The 21,859-nt window shown below is 44.9% G+C and carries 18 protein-coding genes; all 18 read left to right on the top strand.

Annotated elements, in window-relative coordinates:
• Positions 1-2: 2 nt before the first annotated feature.
• The 18 genes from AC04Q4_RS05815 to spo0A all read left to right on the top strand — a co-directional run bounded on the left by AC04Q4_RS05815 (position 3) and on the right by spo0A (position 21,818).
• Positions 3-401, top strand: coding sequence for a hypothetical protein (locus AC04Q4_RS05815; protein WP_476388674.1), 399 nt, complete (start codon positions 3-5; stop codon positions 399-401).
• Positions 394-5,580 (top strand): tail fiber domain-containing protein, encoded by a 5,187-nt coding sequence (locus tag AC04Q4_RS05810; protein WP_476388673.1) that lies wholly within the window; start codon positions 394-396, stop codon positions 5,578-5,580. Before AC04Q4_RS05815 ends, AC04Q4_RS05810 begins: the two co-directional genes overlap by 8 nt.
• Positions 5,567-6,052: a hypothetical protein gene (locus AC04Q4_RS05805; protein ID WP_476388672.1), complete on the top strand. Its 486-nt coding sequence runs from the start codon at positions 5,567-5,569 to the stop codon at positions 6,050-6,052. The genes AC04Q4_RS05810 and AC04Q4_RS05805 overlap by 14 nt, the downstream gene beginning before the upstream one ends.
• A 94-nt stretch (positions 6,053-6,146) precedes the next feature.
• Positions 6,147-7,532 (top strand): GH25 family lysozyme, encoded by a 1,386-nt coding sequence (locus tag AC04Q4_RS05800; RefSeq protein WP_476388671.1) that lies wholly within the window; start codon positions 6,147-6,149, stop codon positions 7,530-7,532.
• Positions 7,533-7,827: 295 nt separating this feature from the next.
• Complete coding sequence (locus AC04Q4_RS05795) at positions 7,828-8,598, top strand: SpoIIIAH-like family protein (RefSeq protein WP_173755434.1); 771 nt, start codon at positions 7,828-7,830, stop codon at positions 8,596-8,598.
• Positions 8,599-8,686: 88 nt separating this feature from the next.
• Positions 8,687-10,276: a peptide chain release factor 3 gene (locus tag AC04Q4_RS05790; RefSeq protein WP_476388670.1), complete on the top strand. Its 1,590-nt coding sequence runs from the start codon at positions 8,687-8,689 to the stop codon at positions 10,274-10,276.
• Between the two features lie 79 nt (positions 10,277-10,355).
• A complete protein-coding gene (locus AC04Q4_RS05785) occupies positions 10,356-10,742 on the top strand; it encodes an Asp23/Gls24 family envelope stress response protein (RefSeq protein ID WP_173738446.1) in 387 nt (128 codons plus the stop codon).
• 32 nt (positions 10,743-10,774) lie between these two features.
• Complete coding sequence (nusB, locus tag AC04Q4_RS05780; RefSeq protein WP_173738447.1) at positions 10,775-11,251, top strand: transcription antitermination factor NusB; 477 nt, start codon at positions 10,775-10,777, stop codon at positions 11,249-11,251.
• A complete protein-coding gene (gene xseA, locus AC04Q4_RS05775) occupies positions 11,248-12,453 on the top strand; it encodes an exodeoxyribonuclease VII large subunit (RefSeq protein WP_476388669.1) in 1,206 nt (401 codons plus the stop codon). The genes nusB and xseA overlap by 4 nt, the downstream gene beginning before the upstream one ends.
• On the top strand, positions 12,453-12,677 hold the full coding sequence (gene xseB, locus AC04Q4_RS05770) for an exodeoxyribonuclease VII small subunit (protein ID WP_119240048.1): 225 nt from the start codon (positions 12,453-12,455) through the stop codon (positions 12,675-12,677). Before xseA ends, xseB begins: the two co-directional genes overlap by 1 nt.
• Positions 12,667-13,554, top strand: coding sequence for a farnesyl diphosphate synthase (locus AC04Q4_RS05765; protein WP_476388668.1), 888 nt, complete (start codon positions 12,667-12,669; stop codon positions 13,552-13,554). The genes xseB and AC04Q4_RS05765 overlap by 11 nt, the downstream gene beginning before the upstream one ends.
• 22 nt (positions 13,555-13,576) lie before the next feature.
• Positions 13,577-15,463: a 1-deoxy-D-xylulose-5-phosphate synthase gene (gene dxs, locus AC04Q4_RS05760; protein ID WP_476388667.1), complete on the top strand. Its 1,887-nt coding sequence runs from the start codon at positions 13,577-13,579 to the stop codon at positions 15,461-15,463.
• 84 nt (positions 15,464-15,547) lie between these two features.
• A complete protein-coding gene (locus AC04Q4_RS05755; protein ID WP_173738451.1) occupies positions 15,548-16,357 on the top strand; it encodes a TlyA family RNA methyltransferase in 810 nt (269 codons plus the stop codon).
• Between the two features lie 24 nt (positions 16,358-16,381).
• On the top strand, positions 16,382-17,242 hold the full coding sequence (locus AC04Q4_RS05750; RefSeq protein ID WP_173738452.1) for an NAD(+)/NADH kinase: 861 nt from the start codon (positions 16,382-16,384) through the stop codon (positions 17,240-17,242).
• A 16-nt stretch (positions 17,243-17,258) separates the two neighbouring features.
• The gene (gene argR, locus AC04Q4_RS05745) at positions 17,259-17,720 is read left to right on the top strand and encodes an arginine repressor (protein ID WP_173738453.1); all 462 of its coding nucleotides are present in this window, start codon (positions 17,259-17,261) and stop codon (positions 17,718-17,720) included.
• 34 nt (positions 17,721-17,754) lie between these two features.
• Complete coding sequence (gene recN / locus AC04Q4_RS05740; RefSeq protein ID WP_476388666.1) at positions 17,755-19,440, top strand: DNA repair protein RecN; 1,686 nt, start codon at positions 17,755-17,757, stop codon at positions 19,438-19,440.
• 96 nt (positions 19,441-19,536) lie between these two features.
• The gene (gene spoIVB, locus AC04Q4_RS05735; protein WP_173738455.1) at positions 19,537-20,745 is read left to right on the top strand and encodes a SpoIVB peptidase; all 1,209 of its coding nucleotides are present in this window, start codon (positions 19,537-19,539) and stop codon (positions 20,743-20,745) included.
• A gap of 266 nt (positions 20,746-21,011) precedes the next feature.
• A complete protein-coding gene (gene spo0A / locus AC04Q4_RS05730) occupies positions 21,012-21,818 on the top strand; it encodes a sporulation transcription factor Spo0A (protein WP_173738456.1) in 807 nt (268 codons plus the stop codon).
• Positions 21,819-21,859 lie beyond the last annotated feature (41 nt).

Below are 21,859 nucleotides of genomic sequence, written 5' to 3'. Positions count from 1 at the left end.
GCGTGGCAACTATTCCAAAAAGCATAACAGAACGATACAAGATGAATGGGGCTTCCATCTATCAGCCAGATAAAGATATGGGATATAACCTCGAAACAACTTATTCAGAAGGTAGTAACCGCACGCAGTTCGGAAAAGCGTTGTTAACTCCATTGTTTACGGTCGAACAGTATAGCTATGAAGCATCAAACGTTCCGGTTATAGAGGCAAATAAAATTCTCAAGGTTATCGCAAAAGGAAAAACTTTCAGTTTGTATCATTGGTCGCTTTACCACATGGCATGGAGAACTGATCCGTTTTATGTTGGAAAAGCAAGCCTAACTATTGGAGAAATTTCGCCAGACTTAAAATTTGTATCAAAAATATCTTTTAATATGCAGGGGGTGAATCCACTTGATTAATGTATCTGATGCGTTCAAACAAAAACTACAGGACGGAGAAAGAGTCTGGCAGGAAGTGGAAATCACCTTTCCTGACGGAACTGTAAAAACAGTCAAAAATGAAATCATGGGTGAAAACTGCACCTTTTCCGATTGTGCAGAAAGTAGCAGCTTTCCGATTGGCTGCGTTGTTTGTAAATCCATGACATTGGAGTTGGACAACACTTCCGACCAGTGGAAAAACTATAATTTCTACATGGCAAAAGTTCATGCGTATCTTAAAATGCAGACCTCCGTAGCAAGTCCGGCTGCAACAGATGAATTGCTGGATGAAAACGATGCCCCAATTCTTGACCAGAGTGGCGGTGCGATTCTGGCAACAAAACCAGCGACAGAAGATAGAATTGAAACCATTGATAAAGGTATTTATACAATTACGACACCAGAACAATATGGCGAAATCCTTAGTTTTACTGCTTTGGACGATATGTATAAAACGAACGCAACTTATATATCTCATCTGGTTCTGCCACAGTCAATAGAGACTCTTTTTAGAGATGCGTGTGAGACTCTTGGTATTCCGTCAGAAGTCTCCATGGCACATGGAAATCTGATCGTGTCAGAGATTCCGGAAAACATGACGTTTCGTCAGTTGTTCGGATGGGCAGCAATGCTTGAGACTGCGAACGCTCGCCTGGACAGCAGAGGATACTTGCGATTTATCAGATGGGATTTTTCCAATACACAAGAAGATTATAACGCAGTAGTGGACGCTGATGGAAATGTAGTATTTAAAGGCGGCGCGAATATTGACTCAGAAAGTTTTATCAGTCCGACAGGGAACTGGATAATTGATAGTGATGGATTCTTGACACTGATCGAATCAGCAGCTGACACATCCGAAAGGCTCAAAGACTTTTTTACAAGTCCAACCGTTTCTAGTGATGATATTGTGATTACTGGAATCAAGCTAAAAAATAGAGAAAATGAAGCCATGTACGGAAGCACAGGATATGTTCTTGAATTGGAGAACAATCTTGTTGCGGATTCGGACTTGGACACGGTAGCTGCTCAAATCGGTGATTCCATAATTGGAGCTAAATTCCGCAGCATGTCTGGCGAACTTGCATATAACCCACTCATTGAGTTTGGAGATATGGTATATACTTATGACCGCAAATGGAACAGATATATAACTCCGCTGACGGACGTTTCTTGTTCCGTTAATGGAAAAACCGCTGTGAAAACTCAAGCCGACGATCCAATCAGAGGAATGAGCAAGTTTGTTTCTGATGGAACGAAAGCTATTGTTGAAGCAAGACGACTTGTCAAAAAAGAACGTTCAACCAGAGAGAAAGCAGTAAAGAGACTGGAGGAAACCTTAAAAACTTCTTCTGGTTTGTACGAAACTTCGGTACCTCAAGAAGACGGAAGTATTATAACTTACCTGCACGATAAACCTACACTCGCAGAATCTAAGAATGTCATTAAATTTACAGCAGAAGCTATTGGTGTATCCAATGATGGTGGAAAGACGTATCCTTACGGTTTTGCAATGACCGGCGAATTAATAACCAGACTGCTCTATGCAGAGGGCATTAATGCTGACTATATCAATGCAGGAACGCTCATCGTAAGAGACAAAAGTGGAAATGCGATATTTGAAGCGGATATGGACACCGGATCAGTTACCCTTGACGGGAGTGTTCAAATTGGTGGAGGAAAATCTCTTAATCAAACATTTGCAAACTATCTCCAAGAGAGCAAGGATTATTCAGACGGAAAACTGTCTGACTACGCCGAAACGGTAACTGGCTCACTGGGAGAGCTGCAAGACCAGATAGACGGACAGATTGAAACGTTCTACTACGATTATGAACCTACACTCCAAAACAAACCGGCATCAGACTGGACAAGTGCAGCAGAAAGAAAGAAGCACATCGGTGATTTGTTCTTTAATAAAACGACCGGTTACGCATATCGTTTCATGCAGGATGGAGCAACGTGGGGCTGGACATTGGTTCAAGATACCGATATCACGAAAGCAATGAAAGCCGCTGAGGACGCACAGGATACCGCAGATCATAAGCGCAGAGTGTTTGTGACAAAGCCACAGCCGCCTTACGATATCGGCGACTTATGGTCGCAGGGAGGAGATGAAGGTGGGGATATCCTTACCTGTATAGTTTCAAGAGCAAAGGGAGCATCTTATGTTCAGTCGGATTGGAAGAAACTGAATAAATATACGGATGACACAAAAGCAGAAGAGGCCCTTGAAGCTGCGTCCCTAGCTAGAAACATGACCATGCAGCTCGATAACGACTATCAGGGCATCCCGGTTGATAGTGACGGCAACTATACGGAGTTTCCAGAGTGCACCACAACAGCGACCGTTATGTACGGTACGCAGGATATCACGAATAACTGTACGTACACGATTACGAAATCTCAGAACATACAGGGAAACTGGAACAAGGAGAGAAAGACATACACTGTCACCGGGCTGACCGCAGACAGCGGATGGGTGAACATCAAGGCGGCATATCTGAATAACCTTGTCGTATCAAAACAGTTCTCGATTGCAAAACAGTACGCCGGACCACAGGGAATCCCGGGTGTCGGACAGGATGGAAAGACAACGTATCTGCATATCCGGTACGCACCGGTACAGAACCCGACAGCAGCACAGATGAGCAAGACACCAAACAAGTATATCGGAACTTATACGGACTTTTCCGGCGTTGACAGTACCGACCCGAGCAAGTACACGTGGGCGCAGTTTAAAGGAGATCGAGGCGTACAGGGTCCGAAAGGCGATACCGGCGAACGAGGATTGCAGGGACTTCAAGGAGAGAAAGGTGAACAGGGAATCCCTGGAGCCAAAGGTGCAGACGGAAAGACTTCTCATTTTCATATCAAGTACAGCACAGTTGCAAAGCCAACCACATCTAGTCAGATGACTGAAACCCCGTCAACTTATATCGGTACTTATGTGGATTTTGAAGAAACTGATAGTACCGATCCATCGAAATACACATGGGCGAGGTTCAAAGGAATCCAAGGCGAAAAAGGTGAGCGGGGTATTCCAGGTGTTGGTACCGACGGAAAAACAAGCTATTTGCATATAGCCTACGCAAATTCACCCGATGGAAAGACAGGTTTCTCCGTATCAGATTCCACTAATAAAAAATATATTGGACAATATACAGATTTTCTGCCAGACGACAGTACGGATTATACAAAATACTCATGGACTCTTATCAAGGGAGCGGATGGAAAATCTTCTTATACTTGGATGAAATACGCTACAAGACCAGACGGCCTCGACATGTCAGACAACCCAGATTATGTAAAACTTCTGGATTCCACCGGTAGTCCAATTTTGGACAGTGCCGGAGAACAAATCTATACGGTGACACAGGCGACCTATATTGGCATTGCAACGAATAAGGACACGGCTACAGAAAGCACTAATCCGGCGGACTATACGTGGAGCCGGTTCCGTGGCGTTGATGGATATGACGGCAAAGACGGAGCGAACGGCATCCCGGGAAAAGACGGTAAAGACGGAAAGACACAGTACACGCACCTTGCTTATGCCAACAGTGCGGATGGAACGAAAGACTTTTCGGTATCTGACGGAAACCGTGAATATATCGGCATGTACGTGGATTTCGTGGAAGCTGACAGCACTGACCCGACGAAGTACACTTGGTCGCTGATTAAGGGAGCGGATGGTGCACAGGGTGTACCGGGAACGCCGGGGGCGAACGGAAAGACGCCGTACTTCCATATCGCATATGCAAATAGCGCTGATGGTAGAACAGGTTTCTCCGTGGATGATAGCGTCAATAAACTGTATATCGGGCAGTATACCGATTACACGCCGGACGATAGCACAGACCCAACAAAATACAGTTGGACAAAGATTAAGGGCGAACAGGGAAATGCCGGAAGGACTTACTTCTTCCAGAGCAATGCAGATGTGTTGCTGATGGGAGCAGACAAGAAGATAACACCGGCACCGCTCATTGTGGATTCGTTCTACAGGGATGGAAACGGCGAAGTTGCACAGTCGCAAAAGGGATGGTGGAAACTGGAAAAATCCACCGACAACGGCGCTACATGGTCGGCGCTCACGGTATCGCAGACTGCGGCACTTGACCGGTTGAGTATTAACGTCAATAACCTGTCGCTCAAGGCTCACAACATGCTCAAGGTTTCACTGTATTTCGACCAGGCAAAGACGAAGCTTGCAGACTATCAGACATATTCCGTTGCGGTCGATGTGGCGTCACTGACACAGGAAGATATTGTTAATATCCTGTCTGATGATGGTAAATTCAAGGGTTTATATTATATAAAAAACGATGATGGAACCCAGTCGCTATACATTTCATTTAATGCCGCGAAAGGTGGAACACTTGTACTTGGCGGTAAAAACAACGGAGATGGTACACAGATTCTGTACGATGCTAACGGAAAACGTGTTAGTAAGTCGGATAATGACGGAACGCTGTACTACAAAACATATACAGACGAGAATAACTATACAGGATTCCTGTTTAATAAAAACGGAATATCTTTTGTCGAATGGGTAAAAGGCGTAGAAACCATAGCTCCCGGAATCATCAATTTTACAGCGGATAGAACGTATATCAATAACAATGTATATGTGTATGGCTGGGAGGGAAAAGCGCGTAGAAAGCCAGTTACATCAGCAGGTGATGCAGGTTCAAGAATTGATTACATAGGAACAGGTACAGGAACAACCGGTGGAAAAGAATACAGAAGAATGGCTGTTCGGGGACAATGGGGAAGCACTACTGAAAACTATTATGCCACCGATTACGTTTACACGAACACGGGCGTTTCCGACATTCGCTTAAAGGAAAATATCGCAGGTAGCGAAATAAACGCTCTTGAAGCTGTAAACAGAATGAAAGTCCGTCAATTCGACTGGAAAAAGGGCGGTCATCAGAACATCGGTTTCGTGGCGGACGAACTGGAAGAAATCGACCCGAACTTGGCACTGGGCGGCGGGTATGATGAAAACGGTGAGATGGACATTAAGCAGATTAACAGTCCGTACTTGCTGAACTACGCCATTAAAGCCATACAGGAACTTAGCGCAAAGGTTGATGAGCAAGAGGAACGTATCAAGGAATTAGAAAGGAGATTACAAAATGGCAAAGTTTAATGAGTACCCACAGAAAGCGACACCGGAAGATGCAGATACACTGATGATTTATGATGCGGTGGCGAAGGCAAACAAGCTTTCACCGTTCAGTGGAATCTGGAAATGGATCGTTGGAAAACTGACCAATGCGGTCATCAGCAACTTGCAGACGAGTAATCAGACGGTACTGGGGGCGATTAATGAATTAAATAGTAACCGGCTCAGGAGCTCAGAAAACATAATTTCTGGTTCTGATCTTGCTGAAGATGTACTTATGAAATGTGGCTATGGAGAAATTAGGTTATTCACAATACAAAGCTCAGTAAGTATCAATCAAGGTTCTCCGGATGGCAAAGGCGGATTTCTACTTGTATATCAAAGCAAATCCGGCAGCAAATGCGGAATTGTTGTGCTTTTTTCTTACGCTGCAACTATATGGATGAAAACCAAATCTACTACTTGGAGCGAGTGGAAAAAAATACAATTGTCTTAAAACAAAATAGTAACCGGCAGGCCGGGTTGAGCGAGTTAGTTCCCATTTAGTTCATTAAGAAACTTTGAAAATTTCATAAAAAGGAGTTGATAATTTGGAGATTAAAGGTATTGACGTATCATCTAATCAGGGAAAGCCCGACTGGGCGAAAGCTGCTAAATCCGGCGTTAAATTTGCAATCTTAAGAGTACATCAGAGGACTGGTGTTGACAGCTCGTTCGAATACAACTACAAAGGATGCAAGAGCAACGGAATTCTTGTCGGCGGATACAAGTATTCATACGCCCTGACACCGGCACAGGCTATTGACGAAGCGGAGGATGTAATTGCCGCGCTGAACGGACGTGGACTGGACTTCCCAGTGTTCTATGATCTCGAGTGGTCTAATCAGCGAAAGCTCGGCAAACAAGCTATTGAGAACATTGCAGTGGCATTTCTGACAAGGATGAAGAAAGCCGGTTATAAGGTCGGTATCTACTGCAATCTGGATTGGTACAATAATGCCCTGTCAGATGCGCTGAAAAAGTACGATTGTTGGATTGCTCGTTATCCGTCAAACGACAACGGTTCTGTACAGGAAAGATTACGCCCACCGGTCGGTGTAGGTTGGCAGTATTCCAGTAAAGGAAAAGTATCCGGTATCAGCGGAAATGTTGATATGGATGTGTTCTATAAGGATTATAAAGAGGAGGTTTCTACAATGGACAAAGCTATCGAAAAAGTGATTCTCGTTGCAAAAAATGAAATCGGGTATCTTGAAAAGAAAAGCAACAGCCAGCTCGACAGCAAGACTGCAAATGCAGGCTCAAACAATCACACAAAATACTGGAGAGATATTAAGCCATCTTATCAGGGACAGCCCTGGTGCGCTTGCTTCGTAAGCTGGTGCTTTATGAAAGCATTCGGACTTGAAACGGCTAGGAAACTGCTGAAACACTGGCCTTATGTGTATTGTCCGACCATGAGCGGATTGTTTACGCTTAATGCTAATCCAAAAGTTGGCGATATCGTGATATTTAAGCACAATGGTACATTTACTCATACCGGATTAGTCACGGCGGTTGTTGGCGATCGTTTTTATACCATTGAGGGTAATACTTCCGGTGCATCTGGTATTATCGCAAACGGCGGTGGTGTTTGTGCAAAAAGCTATCTTAACAGTCAGATGCCGGGAACGAAATTCTGCACACCGGATTGGAAGCTCGTAAAAGGAACGCCAACTAACACATCAACTACAGGAGGGAAATATATGTTCACAACAGAAACAGTAGTAGCAGGCAGCACAGGACTTTCCGTCCTTCTTTTACAGGAGATTCTTGTAGCACGAAAATTCAAAGGAAAAGACGGTAAAGAGCTTGAACTTGATCGTTCTGCCGGAACAAACACCATTTACGCACTGAACACTTACAAGAAATCCAGAAATATGAAACAGGATGGAATCTGTGATGCAGCAGTCTGGAAAGATTTGATTGCACTTTGACGAAAAATATGATATGATTCTACCAGATCAATCTTTGCCACACTTTTATTTATGATCGTGCATGTAGAGCACCGTGTGGCATAGCGCATGAGTGCAAGTTGATTAAAAAGAAAGAGCTAGGAATCGACCCTTAGCTCTTTTTTTTGTACTAAATTACAGTGATTTAATTAGATATAGATTTACACGGTTAGTCACAAATAAGTCACAAGTGAAACTCGAAATACCGCATAAACAAAGGATTCTTGGAAAGTTTCATTAAAATTAGAGTGATGAAGATGAAATGAGGAGAGTAGAAGTGAAAAAGATCATGAAGAAAAACCAGGTAATCATCACCTCTCTGGCCATTCTCATTGCAGTGGCCGGATATCTGAATTTCGCAGACGTAAATCTGGGATTTAAGGATAAGGAGGCAAGCACGGACAGCAGCAGTATCCTGGACGACGTAAACTATGATCTGACAGATGAAACAGCCCTTCTGGATGAGAACGGGGCAGATGGCACATCCCAGTCGGAGGTGATGGATACTGCATCTCCAGGTGAGGCCGTACTTACGGGTGCATCGGATTTTGCAGCACAGGCGAAAGTGAGCAGGGAACAGGTACGCTCACAGAACAAAACGGACCTGCAGTCCATCATCAGCAACAAAGATATCAGTGATGAGGAAAAACAGAATGCGATCAATACCATGGTGTCCATGACAGAACTTACAGAAAAGGAAGCTGCAGCAGAACTTCTTCTGGAAGCAAAAGGTTTCGAGAATGTGATCGTGAACCTTACAGGAGAAACCGCAGATGTGGTAGTGCCCGATGCTGATCTTGAGGATGCCAGTCGTGCCCAGATCGAGGACATTGTGAAGAGGAAAACAGGTGTGGCAGCAGAGAGTATTGTGATCACACCATTAAGTCAGAGCAAAAATACAGAAGATACTGCAGCTACGACGGCATCTGATGCTTCAGATACATCAGCTGCGTCAGCAGAAAGCGATACCACACCAGCAGAAGACACTGAGACATCAGCTGACGTGCAGGATGGTTCCACCATTGATACAGAGGGAATTTACGATTGAATTGCCTTGACAGCAAAGCCTTGTCTATACTAGAATAGGAAAGGTTATATAAAAATAAGAGTTATAAGAGAATATACAGGAGGCTCACGTGTCGAAGTATACGAAAGAAATAGAAAAAAGAAGAACTTTTGCCATCATCTCCCATCCGGATGCCGGTAAGACAACATTAACAGAAAAATTCCTGCTGTATGGAGGGGCCATCAACCTGGCCGGAAGCGTTAAGGGTAAGGCTACGGCCCGCCATGCAGTGTCTGACTGGATGGAGATCGAGAAGGAGAGAGGTATTTCCGTTACCTCATCTGTACTTCAGTTTCACTATGACGGATATTGCATCAACATTCTGGACACACCGGGACATCAGGATTTCTCCGAGGATACCTACCGAACCCTGATGGCAGCAGATTCTGCAGTTATGGTTATCGACGGATCAAAAGGTGTCGAGGCACAGACCCGAAAGCTTTTCAAGGTCTGTGTAATGAGACATATCCCGATATTTACTTTTATTAACAAAATGGACAGAGATGCCAACGATACTTTTGATCTTCTGGATGAGATCGAGAAAGAGCTTGGCATTGCGACATGTCCGATCAACTGGCCTATCGGTTCCGGTAAGAAGTTCCGAGGTGTTTTTGACCGTAATACAAGAAAGATCCTCACTTTCTCAGATACACAGAAAGGTACCAAAGAAGGAGTGATCGAGGAGATCGATATTGATGATCCTCATGCAGATGAGGTTATGGATCCTGAGCAGAAAGAACAGCTGATGGAGGAGATCGAACTTCTGGATGGTGCAAGTGCCGAGTTTTCACAGGAAGAAGTCAGCAAAGGACAGCTGACACCTGTATTCTTCGGTTCAGCTCTTACAAACTTTGGTGTGGAGACATTCCTGGAGCATTTCCTTAAGATGACCACATCACCGCTTCCGAGAACAGCAGACTGCGGACCAATCGATCCGATGAGTGATGATTTTTCAGCATTTGTATTTAAGATCCAGGCAAACATGAACAAAGCTCACAGAGACCGTATTGCATTTATGCGTATCTGTTCCGGAAAATTCGATGCCACCAGGGAAGTTTATCATGTGCAGGGCGACAAGAAGATGCGTCTTCTCCAGCCACAGCAGATGATGGCAGAATCTCGCCACGTTGTAGATGAGGCTTATGCAGGAGATATTATCGGTGTGTTTGATCCGGGTATCTTTTCCATCGGAGATACCATCTGCGCACCTGGAAAAAAATTTGCGTTTGAAGGAATCCCGACTTTTGCACCAGAGCATTTTGCCCGCGTGCGTCAGATCGATACCATGAAAAGAAAGCAATTTGTTAAAGGTATCAACCAGATTGCGCAGGAAGGTGCGATCCAGATTTTCCAGGAGTTCAATACAGGTATGGAAGAAATCATAGTGGGTGTTGTCGGCGTACTGCAGTTCGATGTTCTGAAATACCGTCTGGAGAATGAATATAATGTAGATATCCGTCTGGAGCCTCTTCCGTATGAGCACATCCGCTGGATTGCAAACAAGGAAGCGATTAAGGTGGACAAGATTGTGGGAACTTCTGACATGAAGAGAGTTACAGATCTGAAGGGAAATCCGCTGCTTCTCTTTATCAACGCATGGAGTGTTGGTATGGTAGAAGACCGAAATCCGGATCTGGTACTGACAGAATTCAGTAAATAAGCCCTTTTATTTCATAGTTTTTTTTGGTATAATAATAGAAAATTACGAACAAAAAATTATATCCGTAGGAGGGTTTCCCATGGCAGAAAAAAGAACAACATATAAGATACAGGATCTGGGCGGAATCGGTGAAGTTCATATTGCAGATGAAGTGGTTGCGATCGTTGCAGGACTTGCAGCAACAGACGTGGATGGCGTTGCTTCCATGGCAGGAAACATTACCAACGAGCTGGTAAGCAAGCTTGGTAAGAAGAACCTGTCCAAGGGAGTAAGGGTAACAATTCTGGAAGGAGTTGTCACTGTAGATCTTTCACTGAACATCGAATATGGAAGAAACATTCTTGAGACAAGCAAGAAGGTTCAGGAGAAGGTTAAGACCGCTATTGAGAATATGACAGGACTTGAGGTTGCAGATGTGAACATTCATATTGCCAGCGTGGATATGGAGAACGAAAAAGGAAAGTAAACCTTTCCTTTTTTCCGTCTTAGGAGGAAATTATGAGAAGAAGAGAACAGAGAGAACATGTATTTAAACTTATGTTTATGACAGAGTTTAATTCGGAGGAAGAGATGACAGAACAGCTCTCTCTTTATTTTGAAGGTCTTGGTGAGCTTTCAGAGCAGGACCAGGAGTATATGAAGAAGAAATACGCTCATGTGAAAGAGCATTTGGAAGAGATCGATGCTCTTTTGAATGGTGCAAGCCGCGGCTGGAAGACCAAACGTATGAGCCGGGTGGATCTTGCGGCACTTCGTCTTGCAGTGTATGAGATGGAGTATGATGCTGATGTGCCTACGGGAGTAGCTATCAATGAGGCTGTAGAACTTGCCAAAAGATTTGGCGGTGATGCTTCCGGCTCCTTTGTAAACGGAGTTCTTGGTAAGATCGCATCTGAGAAAGAAGAGAAGAAACCTGAAGAGAAGTCTGCTGACGCAGAAGAGAAGGCAGCAGAAGTATCTGAGCAGAACGCATGAAAAATGTCTATTCTGTCGGCCAGATAAATCATTACGTCGGGAATATGTTTACCCAGGATTATTTTCTCCGGAAGGTTTATGTGAAAGGAGAAGTATCCAACTGCAAATATCACACGAGCGGGCATATCTATTTTTCCCTGAAAGATGAGACAGGAACATTGAGCTGCGTGATGTTTGCAGGGCACCGCCGCGGTCTGGCTTTCCGCATGAAGGATGGCGACAAGGTGGTTGTTGGAGGAACTGTGGATGTTTATGAGAGAGATGGCCGCTATCAGCTCTATGCGAAAGAGATCACACTGGAGGGAGCAGGTGCCCTTTATGAGAAATATTTGACTCTGAAACAGGAGCTTGAGGATATGGGGATGTTTGCGCAGGAGTATAAGCAGCCAATCCCTCATTTTATCAGGACTCTCGGTGTGGTGACAGCACCTACAGGTGCGGCAGTGCAGGATATCCGCAACATTGCAGGACGGAGGAATCCCTATCTGCAGATCATTCTTTACCCGGCACTTGTCCAGGGAGAAGGAGCAGCTGAGAGCATTGTAAAAGGAATCCGGATGCTGGATGATGCAGGGGTAGATGTGATCATTGTTGGCCGTGGAGGCGGTTCCATTGAGGATCTCTGGGCTTTCAATGAGGAGATTGTGGCCCGTGCTATTTTTGAGTGTAGGACACCGGTGATCTCAGCAGTGGGACATGAGACAGATTTTACCATTGCGGATTTTGTGGCAGACTTAAGAGCCCCCACACCTTCGGCAGCAGCAGAGCTTGCAGTGGATGATTTCCGCAGTGTGATGGAGAGCTTGCGTATATACAGAGAGCGGCTGCAGCGTGGAATGAACAGCAAGGTTGAACTTTTTGCCGCAAGGCTTACTGCATATGAAACGAAGCTTAAATATCTGAGCCCGGAGTCCATGCTCCGCGAGAAACGGCAGTATGCAGCAGATCTTGAGGAACGTCTGCGCTCATCTATGGAATGCAGGCTTACAGAGAAACGTCATGAGCTTGCAGTATGGATTCAGCGTTTTGAGGGGCTTTCTCCACTTAAAAAGCTGAATGGAGGCTATGCTTTTGTGTCCGCGTCGAACGGACATGCTGTGACGAAGATCAGCCAGGTAAAAAAGGGTGACCGTCTTTCCATTGCGGTGACAGACGGAACCATAGAAGCAGTTGCGGACAGTATCAGAAGGGAAGAACGATAATGGCAGAGACAGAAGAAAAGAAAGAAGCGAAATCCATAGAAGAGACCTTTGGCGAGCTTGATATTCTGGCGCAGAAGCTGGAGGATCGGGATACACCTCTGGAAGAATCTTTCCGTCTCTACAGACAGGGAATGGAGCTTCTTAAGGATTTAAGCGGAAGACTTGATACCGTAGAAAAAAAGATGCTTCAGATGAATGAGGATGGGACATTTCGTGAATTTTAAAGATGAACTGAAAAAAAGAACGGAAGAAGCAGAAAGCACTCTCCGAAAATATCTTCCGGAGGAAGGCGGTTTTGCGAAGACTATGGCAGAGGCCATGAATTACAGTATGACAGCAGGCGGAAAGAGACTCCGGCCGATCCTGATCAGGGAAATGTATCGGCTTTTCGGGGGAGAGGGGAAACTCTGCGAACCTTTCATGGCTGCCATGGAGATGATACATACACATTCTCTGGTCCATGATGATCTTCCGGCACTGGATAATGATGATTACAGGCGGGGCAGACTGACGACTCATAAGGTATATGGGGAAGCCATGGGTGTATTAAGCGGCGTGGCACTTCTGAACAGAGCCTATGAAGTTATGCTTATGGCCTTTGATCTTACAGAAGACAAAGAACGTGTGATATCTGCCATGAAGATCATGGCAGATAAGACCGGTATAAACGGAATGCTTGGCGGACAGAGTGTGGATGTGGAGAATGACGGCAAGCCTCTGAAACGTGAAATGCTGAATTATATATATAAAAACAAGACTTCCGCACTGATCGAAGCTTCCATGGTGACAGGTGCAGTACTTGCAGGTGCATCAGAGGAAGAGATCAGGATCGTGGAGCAGGCTGCAGAGGACATCGGACTGGCTTTCCAGATTCAGGATGACATCCTGGATGTGACCAGCACCCAGGAGGAACTGGGGAAACCGATCCACAGCGATGAGAAGAATAATAAGGTAACATACGTGAGTCTTATGGGAATTCAGGCAGCAGCCGGCAAGGTAAAAGAACTTTCTGACCATGCGGTAGAACTGCTGAACAGTCTTGACAGGGAGAATGAATTTCTTGATCTTCTTGTTGAGAGTCTGGTAAGCCGCAGGAAATAGAAAGAACGAAGGAAGGATACGAATGATTCTGGAAAAAATAAAAAAGCCAAATGATATTCATAAAGTTTCATTGGAAGATTTTCCCCGTCTTGCCGAGGAAATCAGGAGCTTTTTGATCCAGACAGTAAGTGAGACAGGCGGGCATCTGGCGTCCAATCTGGGTGTGGTAGAACTGACGCTTGCTTTGCACAATGTGCTTGATTTTCCCCAGGATAAGCTGATCTGGGATGTAGGACACCAGGCCTACACACACAAGATCCTTACAGGCAGGAAAGACGGCTTCAAGAAGCTGCGTAAAGAAGGTGGATTAAGCGGTTTCCCAAAGAGAAATGAGAGTGACTGTGATTCCTTTGATACAGGACACAGCTCCAATTCTATTTCCGCAGGACTGGGATATGTCCGTGCAAGAGATCTTCTGGGAGAAAAATACACGGTTGTTTCTGTGATCGGAGATGGTGCGCTCACAGGCGGAATGGCTTATGAAGCCCTGAATAATGCCGCAGAGCTGAAGACGAATTTTATTATCATCATCAATGACAATAATATGTCTATTTCCAAGAATGTAGGTGGAATGGCCACATATTTAAGTGCTCTGCGCACAGCTGAGACTTACACAGGGATGAAGATCGGAGTCACCAAGACACTGAAGAAAATCCCGCATGTGGGAACGGCAGTGGTAGATACTGTCCGCAGGACTAAGAGCAGCATCAAGCAGCTGATCATTCCCGGAATGCTTTTTGAGAATATGGGACTGACTTATCTGGGACCTGTAGATGGACATAATATGCGTCAGATGATGAAGCTTTTTAATGAAGCCAAGAGAGTGGAGGGACCTGTTATTGTCCATGTGCTTACAGAGAAGGGACGAGGTTATGAGCCGGCATCCTCTCATCCGGAGCGTTTTCATGGTACCGGGCCTTTTGAGATCCGAAGCGGTAAGCCTCTTGTTGAGAAAAAAGCACTTACGTATACAGACTGCTTTTCCAGAGCGATATGTTCCGTGGCGGAAAAGAATCCCAAAGTAGTGGCTGTTACAGCAGCCATGCCGGATGGAACCGGCCTGAACCAGTTCAGTCAGAAATTCCCGGAGCGTTTTTTTGATGTGGGTATTGCGGAAGAACATGCAGTGACTTTTGCAGCAGGAATGGCTCTTGGAGGAATTATTCCGGTATTTGCGGTGTATTCCTCTTTTTTGCAGAGAGGGATCGACCAGATCCTTCATGATGTGTGCATGCAGAATCTGCACGTGATTTTTGCCATTGACAGAGCAGGATTTGTGGGAGCAGATGGTGAGACTCATCATGGATGTTTCGATCTTTCCTATCTGTCCATGATTCCGAATATGACAGTTATGGCACCGAAGAACGGAAAAGAGCTTGAAGAGATGCTGAAGTTTGCAGTGGAAGAGCTTGACGGTCCCTGTGCGATCCGTTACCCGAAGGGAACGGCCTGTACAGATATGGAAGAATGTGATAAGCCGTTACAGAAAGGTATAAGTGAAGTAATCTGCCAGGGCAGCGAGATCGCAGTTCTTGGAGTGGGCAGTATGGTTTCTGTCTGTCAGAAAGTCTGTGAAGAGCTTAGAGACCACAAAACAGCAAGAGCTACATTTGTCAGTGTACGTTTTGTAAAGCCCGTGGACACCTGTCTTCTTGATCAGCTTTCAAAGAACCACAGTCTTTTGGTTACTGTGGAAGAGAATGTAAAAAGTGGTGGTTTTGGAGAGCATGTATCTGCTTATATGGAGGCCTGTCATCCGGAAGTAAGAGTACTGCCTCTGGCAATCGGGGATCACTTTATCGAACATGGAACTGTAGACAGTCAGCGTGTAAAAACCGGTCTGAATGTACAGGGAATCGTAGATGCAGTGGAGCAGAGCTGGGCAGACCTTGTGCATAACAAAAAATAAAAGATACAGCCTTTTCGGGAGAATTACAACCTGCAAGGCATTATACAGCCCGGCACTCAAGGAGCCGGGCTGTTGGAGGATAACATGAAAAAAAGACTTGACATCATGATGGTGGAACAGGGACTTGCACCGTCACGTGAAAAAGCAAAAGCATATATCATGTCCGGTGAAGTATATGTTAACGGACAGAAGGAAGACAAGGCAGGCTCCATGTTTGCGGAGACTGCGAAACTGGAAGTAAGAGGTAAGACGCTGCCATATGTGAGCAGAGGAGGCCTGAAGCTTGAAAAAGCCATGAAGAATTTCGGCGTGACACTGAAAGATAAAGTATGTATGGATGTAGGGGCATCCACAGGCGGTTTTACAGACTGCATGCTTCAAAACGGAGCGGTTAAAGTTTATTCTATTGATGTAGGATACGGCCAGCTGGACTGGAAACTGCGCAATGACCAAAGAGTTGTCTGCATGGAAAAAACTAATATCCGTTATGTAGTACCGGAAGATCTGGAGGAACCGGCCGCATTTTCATCCATTGACGTTTCCTTTATTTCCCTGACAAAAGTTCTTCTCCCTGTAAGAAATCTTCTCACAGAGGACGGAGAGATTGTATGCCTTATCAAACCACAGTTTGAGGCTGGCAGAGAAAAAGTTGGAAAGAAAGGAGTTGTCCGTGATCCGAAAGTTCATGAGGAAGTGATTGAGAAAGTCAGGGATTATGCCATGAGTATTTTCATGGAGCCATGCCATCTTTCTTTCTCACCGATCAAAGGCCCGGAGGGAAACATCGAATATCTGCTCCATCTGAAGAAACATCCGGAAGGAACAGATGTACCTATGAGTCTGGAAGCTTCTGTACAGGATGTGGTAAAGGAAGCTCACGGCCAGCTGGACTGATGCTTGGAAAGGACTTAAAGCAATATGGACAGATTTTATATAATTCCAAACAGTGCGAAAGATCCGGAACTGGCTTTTTCAGGTATGATCATTAAATATCTGGAACAGAGAGGGGCCAGATGTCATGTTCAGCCGATCACAGAGAAGATGGAGGGACCTTATCATTATACAGATCCTGACGGGATCCCGGAGGATACTCAGTGTATTATTGTGCTGGGTGGTGATGGAACTCTTCTTCAGGCTGCCAGGGATGTAGTGCATAAAGATATTCCTCTTCTCGGAATTAATCTTGGGACACTGGGGTTTCTCGCAGAGGTTGATAAAAATTCCGTATATCCGGCACTGGACCGTCTGCTTTCTGATGATTATGAGCTGGAAGAGAGGATGATGCTGGAAGGCAAGATCTATCATGGAGCTGACCTTATCGGAAAAGATGTTGCGCTGAATGACATTGTAATCGGAAGAGAGGGACATCTTCGAGTCATCCGCTTTAAGAACTATGTCAACGATGCCTATATGAATTCCTATAATGCAGACGGAATCATTATCTCCACGCCAACAGGATCTACAGGCTACAGTCTGTCGGCAGGCGGACCGGTGGTATCTCCAAGTGCCAGTATGATGATCATGACCCCGATTGCGCCTCATACTATGAACACCAGAAGTATTATTCTTTCCGGAGAAGAGGCGGTTACTGTGGAAATCGGTGAGGGAAGACATAATACCATTGAGAATGCAGTGGCCTCATTTGACGGAGATACCCAGATTTCCATGGTGACAGGAGATCGGATCGTAATCCGTAAGGCCATAGCCAGAACGAAGATCCTTAAACTGAACCATCTGAGTTTTGTGGAGGTTCTGAGACAGAAAATGAGCAACAGCTGATGCAGGAGGTTCAATTTTGAAAGTAGCAAGACATGAGAAAATAATCGAATTGATCCGTCAGTACGAGATCGATACACAGGAAGAACTTGCGGCAAGGCTGAATGAAGCCGGCTTCAAGGTAACACAGGCTACCGTTTCCAGAGATATCCGTGCACTGAAAATGACCAAGGTTGCAGGCCGCAATGGAAAATCCAGATATGCCATCCTGGAAGAGCATACACCGGATTTGTTAAGCGACAAATATGCCCGTGTTCTGAAAGAGGCTGTGGTCTCGATGAATATCGGACAGAATATCATAGTAGTAAAAACAATATCCGGAATGGCAATGGCTGCTGCAGCTGCGCTGGATTCCATGAAGTGGCCGGAGATTTTAGGTTGCATTGCAGGAGATGACACCATTATATGCGTGGTAAAGACCTCTGAGCAGGCACCTGGTGTTGTACAGAAACTCAGCGGCATTTTATCCGGAAATAAATAAAATCGACAGTATAAGCAAAACAGAAAGGAAACGAATGTTAGTACATCTGCATGTAAAAAATCTTGCACTGATAGAGGAAACAGAGGTGGAATTTGGTCCGGGACTTAATATCCTAACCGGTGAGACCGGAGCCGGAAAGTCCATCCTGTTAGGATCCATACAGCTCATCTTGGGTGGAAAAACTTCCAGAAGCATGATCAGGGAGAATGCTTCCTATGCCCTGGTAGAGCTGTTATTTCAGGTTGAAAATACAAAAGCCAGGGAGTCCCTTGCTGCACTCGACATCTATCCGGAGGACGGGCAGGTGCTGATGTCACGTAAGATCATGGACGGCAGAAGTATCAACAAGATCAACGGAGAGACAAGCACAGTCAGCCAGATGAAAGCAGCAGCAGCCTGCCTTCTGGATATTCACGGACAGCATGAGCACCAGTCTCTTCTTTACGGAGACAGACAGCTTGCCATCCTGGATGTGTACGGAAAGGAGCGTATCCTTCCTGCCAGGGAAAAAGTGCGCAGAGCATATCGTGATTACAGGGAATGCCTGAACCAGCTGAACGCGTTGGATATGGATGAGGAACAGCGCAACAGGGAAAAGGCATTTCTGGAATTTGAGATCAATGAGATTCAGGAGGCAGCTCTTATTTCCGGCGAGGATGAGAAGCTGGAAGATAAATACCGGAAGTTAAGCAATGCCAGAAAGATCATGGAGTCAGTCCGGAATGTTCACAGCCTGACCGGCTATGACCGGGGTGCGGCAGACATGACAGGGACTGCGCTGAAAGAGTTTTCCAGAATATCTGATTATGATAAAGAGCTGGCACCTCTTATGGAAACACTGACAGAGATCGATTCTCTTTTAAGTGATTTCAGCAGAGATCTTTCTTCTTATATCGACAGCCTGACATTTGATGAGGAGACTTTCTTTGAGACTGAGAAACGGCTGGATCTGATCAATGGGTTGAAGGCAAAATACGGACAGACGATTGAGGAGATATTATCCTATCAGGAAGAACAGCAGGAAAAACTGGAAAAGCTTCAAAAATTTGAAGAAAATTTCCAGGAGCTGAAGGAAAAATTTGCCAGTTCAGAAGAAGTTCTTGAAAAAGCTTCGTATGAACTTTCGGTGATCAGGAAAGAATACAGTAAACAGCTGGATGAAAAGATCATCGAGGGATTAAAAGAACTGAATTTTGCTGATGTTGATTTTTCCATCCGTTTTGACCGCAGAAAAAATTATACAGATAATGGTTATGATACTGTGGAATATGAAATCTCCACGAATCCGGGCGAAAGCAGAAAGCCGCTAGGACAGATCGTATCCGGCGGTGAGCTTTCAAGGATCATGCTTGCGATCAAGGCAATTCTTGCAGATAAGGATCAGATCGATACACTGATCTTTGATGAGATCGACACAGGAATCAGCGGCCGCACAGCGCAGAAGGTTTCTGAGAAGATGGCAGTGATCGGTCAGCACAGACAGGTCTTGTGCATCACTCATCTGCCACAGATTGCAGCAATGGCAGATACGCATTTTGAAATTGAGAAACATGTGGAAGGAACAGAAACAATCACCCAGATCCATCCGCTTGAGGGAGAAGAATCTGTGCGGGAACTTGCAAGGCTTTTAGGTGGTGCGGAGATCACTCCGGCTGTTCTGGGAAATGCAAGAGAAATGAAGGAATTGGCACAGCACCAAAAAAATACAAGACTGAAATAATTCATACGTTACATACTAAGAGAGGACAGCCGAAATGGCAAAGTCCTCTCTTTTTTACTTTCTATCATGAAAAAAATACAAAGGATGTGGCGTAAGATGAACAGAAAAGCAAAGTACAGATGTTTCCTGCTTTTGTTTCTGCTTCTGGATCTGGCACTGATGGGATGGCTGGGATACCGTCTTCTGGACCGCAAGATCCCGGACCAGATCCTGGTGGACCATGAAAGCAGCCAGGAAGTGACAAAGCTTCTGGAACGGCCGCTAGTTACTTTTGATGATGCCATCACAGTTTCCGGGAAAGACTGTTACACCCTGCATTGCCGGTTTCTGGGAATGATTCCGTTTAAAGATGTTAAGGTAAAAAACACTCCTGCAAAAGATGTATATGTAAGCGGAAATGCAGTAGGGATCTACATGCAGACAGAAGGCGTTCTGATCATTGATACAGGTGAAATCCGTTCAGAAGGCGGAAAAACACAGGATCCGGCCAGGGATATCGTAAAGCCCGGAGACTACATTGTCGCTTTTAATCAGGAAGTAGTAAGATGCAAACAGGATCTTTTGGATGACCTGAAAGATCTGAATGAAACTTCTGTGACACTTAAGGTACGCCGGGACGAAAAAACAATCCCGCTGTCTGTAACTCCGGTAAAAGATGAATCGGGAACGTATAAGCTGGGTATCTGGGTGCGGGATGACACCCAGGGGATCGGGACGCTGACCTATGTAGATGAGAATGGCAGATATGGGGCTCTGGGACACGGAATCAGCGATGTGGATACAGGAGAACTTCTGGATATTTCAGACGGAAACCTCTATACTGCCCAGATTCTTGGAATCCGGAAAGGAGAAAAAGGAAATCCGGGAGAACTTTCCGGTCTCATCCGGTACGAAAACAGAAATATCCTGGGTTCAATTACAGAAAACTGTGAAAATGGAATTTTTGGAACAATGCAGCCGGATCAGCTGGAATCTCTCACATTGAAGAAAATTCCCATAGGATACAAACAGGATCTGAAAACAGGACCTGCATCGATTCTCTGCTGTACAGATGGAGAGGTAAAAGAGTATACAGCAGAAATTTCAAAAATCGACATGAATCACGAAGACTCCAACAAAAGTTTTGTGATTCAGGTGACAGACAAGGAACTGCTGGAAAAAACAGGTGGCATTGTCCAGGGAATGTCAGGAAGTCCTGTGATTCAGAATGGAAAGCTTTTTGGTGCAGTAACTCACGTTTTTGTGCAGGATTCTACAGGAGGATACGGTATTTTCATTGAGAATATGATGGAAAACGGGAAATAGAAACAGTACCTTTTGACACGAAAACATGGGAAAATGGTATGCGTAAAGTGAATTTTGTCATAGAAACAAAAGTAATTGTCGAAAAATATCGTACGAAAGTGGGGAAAAATACCCACTTTCATCTTGATTTCGTCATAGGATTTCTACTATAATAATTTTGTTACCAGTGAAGGAGTAAAAACGCAGACAGCGAATAAGTGAATGGCTGCCGGGTGACAAAGGGGTATGTCTGAAAACCCAAGGAGATAGAAGTTAGGAGGATCCTCATGGACAAATTAAATGTTGCAATTGCTGATGATAACACTAAGATGACAGACATGCTGGGTCAGATGATCGAAGAAGATAAAGACCTTGAACTGGTCGGAAAAGCACATAATGGAGAAGAAATTTGTAGTATTATAAAGGACAAGGAACCAGACGTGGTGGTTCTCGATATCATCATGCCGAAGATGGATGGGCTTTCCGTTATGGAGAAATTCTCCCACGATGCAAATGTTAAGAAGGTTCCGGTATTTATTGTACTATCTGCAGTTGGACAGGAGAGGATTACAGAGGATGCGTTCAGTCTTGGAGCAGACTACTATGTGTTGAAGCCTTTTGACAATACCACACTTTTAAACCGGATCAAACATATCCGAAAGCTAGGAGACAGAAGAGTGAGGGAAATCAGCAGATCGAATCACGCAGAGAACAGGAAACCTCAGCCGGAGAGGAATCTGGAGACTGATGTGACGAATATCATTCACGAGATCGGAGTTCCGGCACATATTAAGGGATATCAGTATTTAAGGGATGCTATTATCCTGTCTGTCAATGATATGGAGATGCTTAATTCCATCACGAAAGTACTGTATCCGACCATTGCGAAACGGCACCAGACAACACCGAGCAGAGTGGAACGGGCGATCCGTCATGCCATTGAGGTAGCATGGAGCCGTGGAAAGATGGATACCATTGATGAATTATTTGGATATACTGTGAGTACCGGGAAGGGTAAACCTACCAATTCAGAATTCATAGCATTGATTGCAGATAAAATCAGACTTGAATATAAAAATCAGTCTTTTAATTAAATGAATTTTGGAGTATAATTAAACAAAAACGGGTGTACCCA

Source organism: Blautia sp. HA8986, assembly GCF_056504635.1.
The sequence above is the reverse complement of the archived record's forward strand: the minus strand, read 5'-3'. Positions and strand labels throughout refer to the sequence as shown.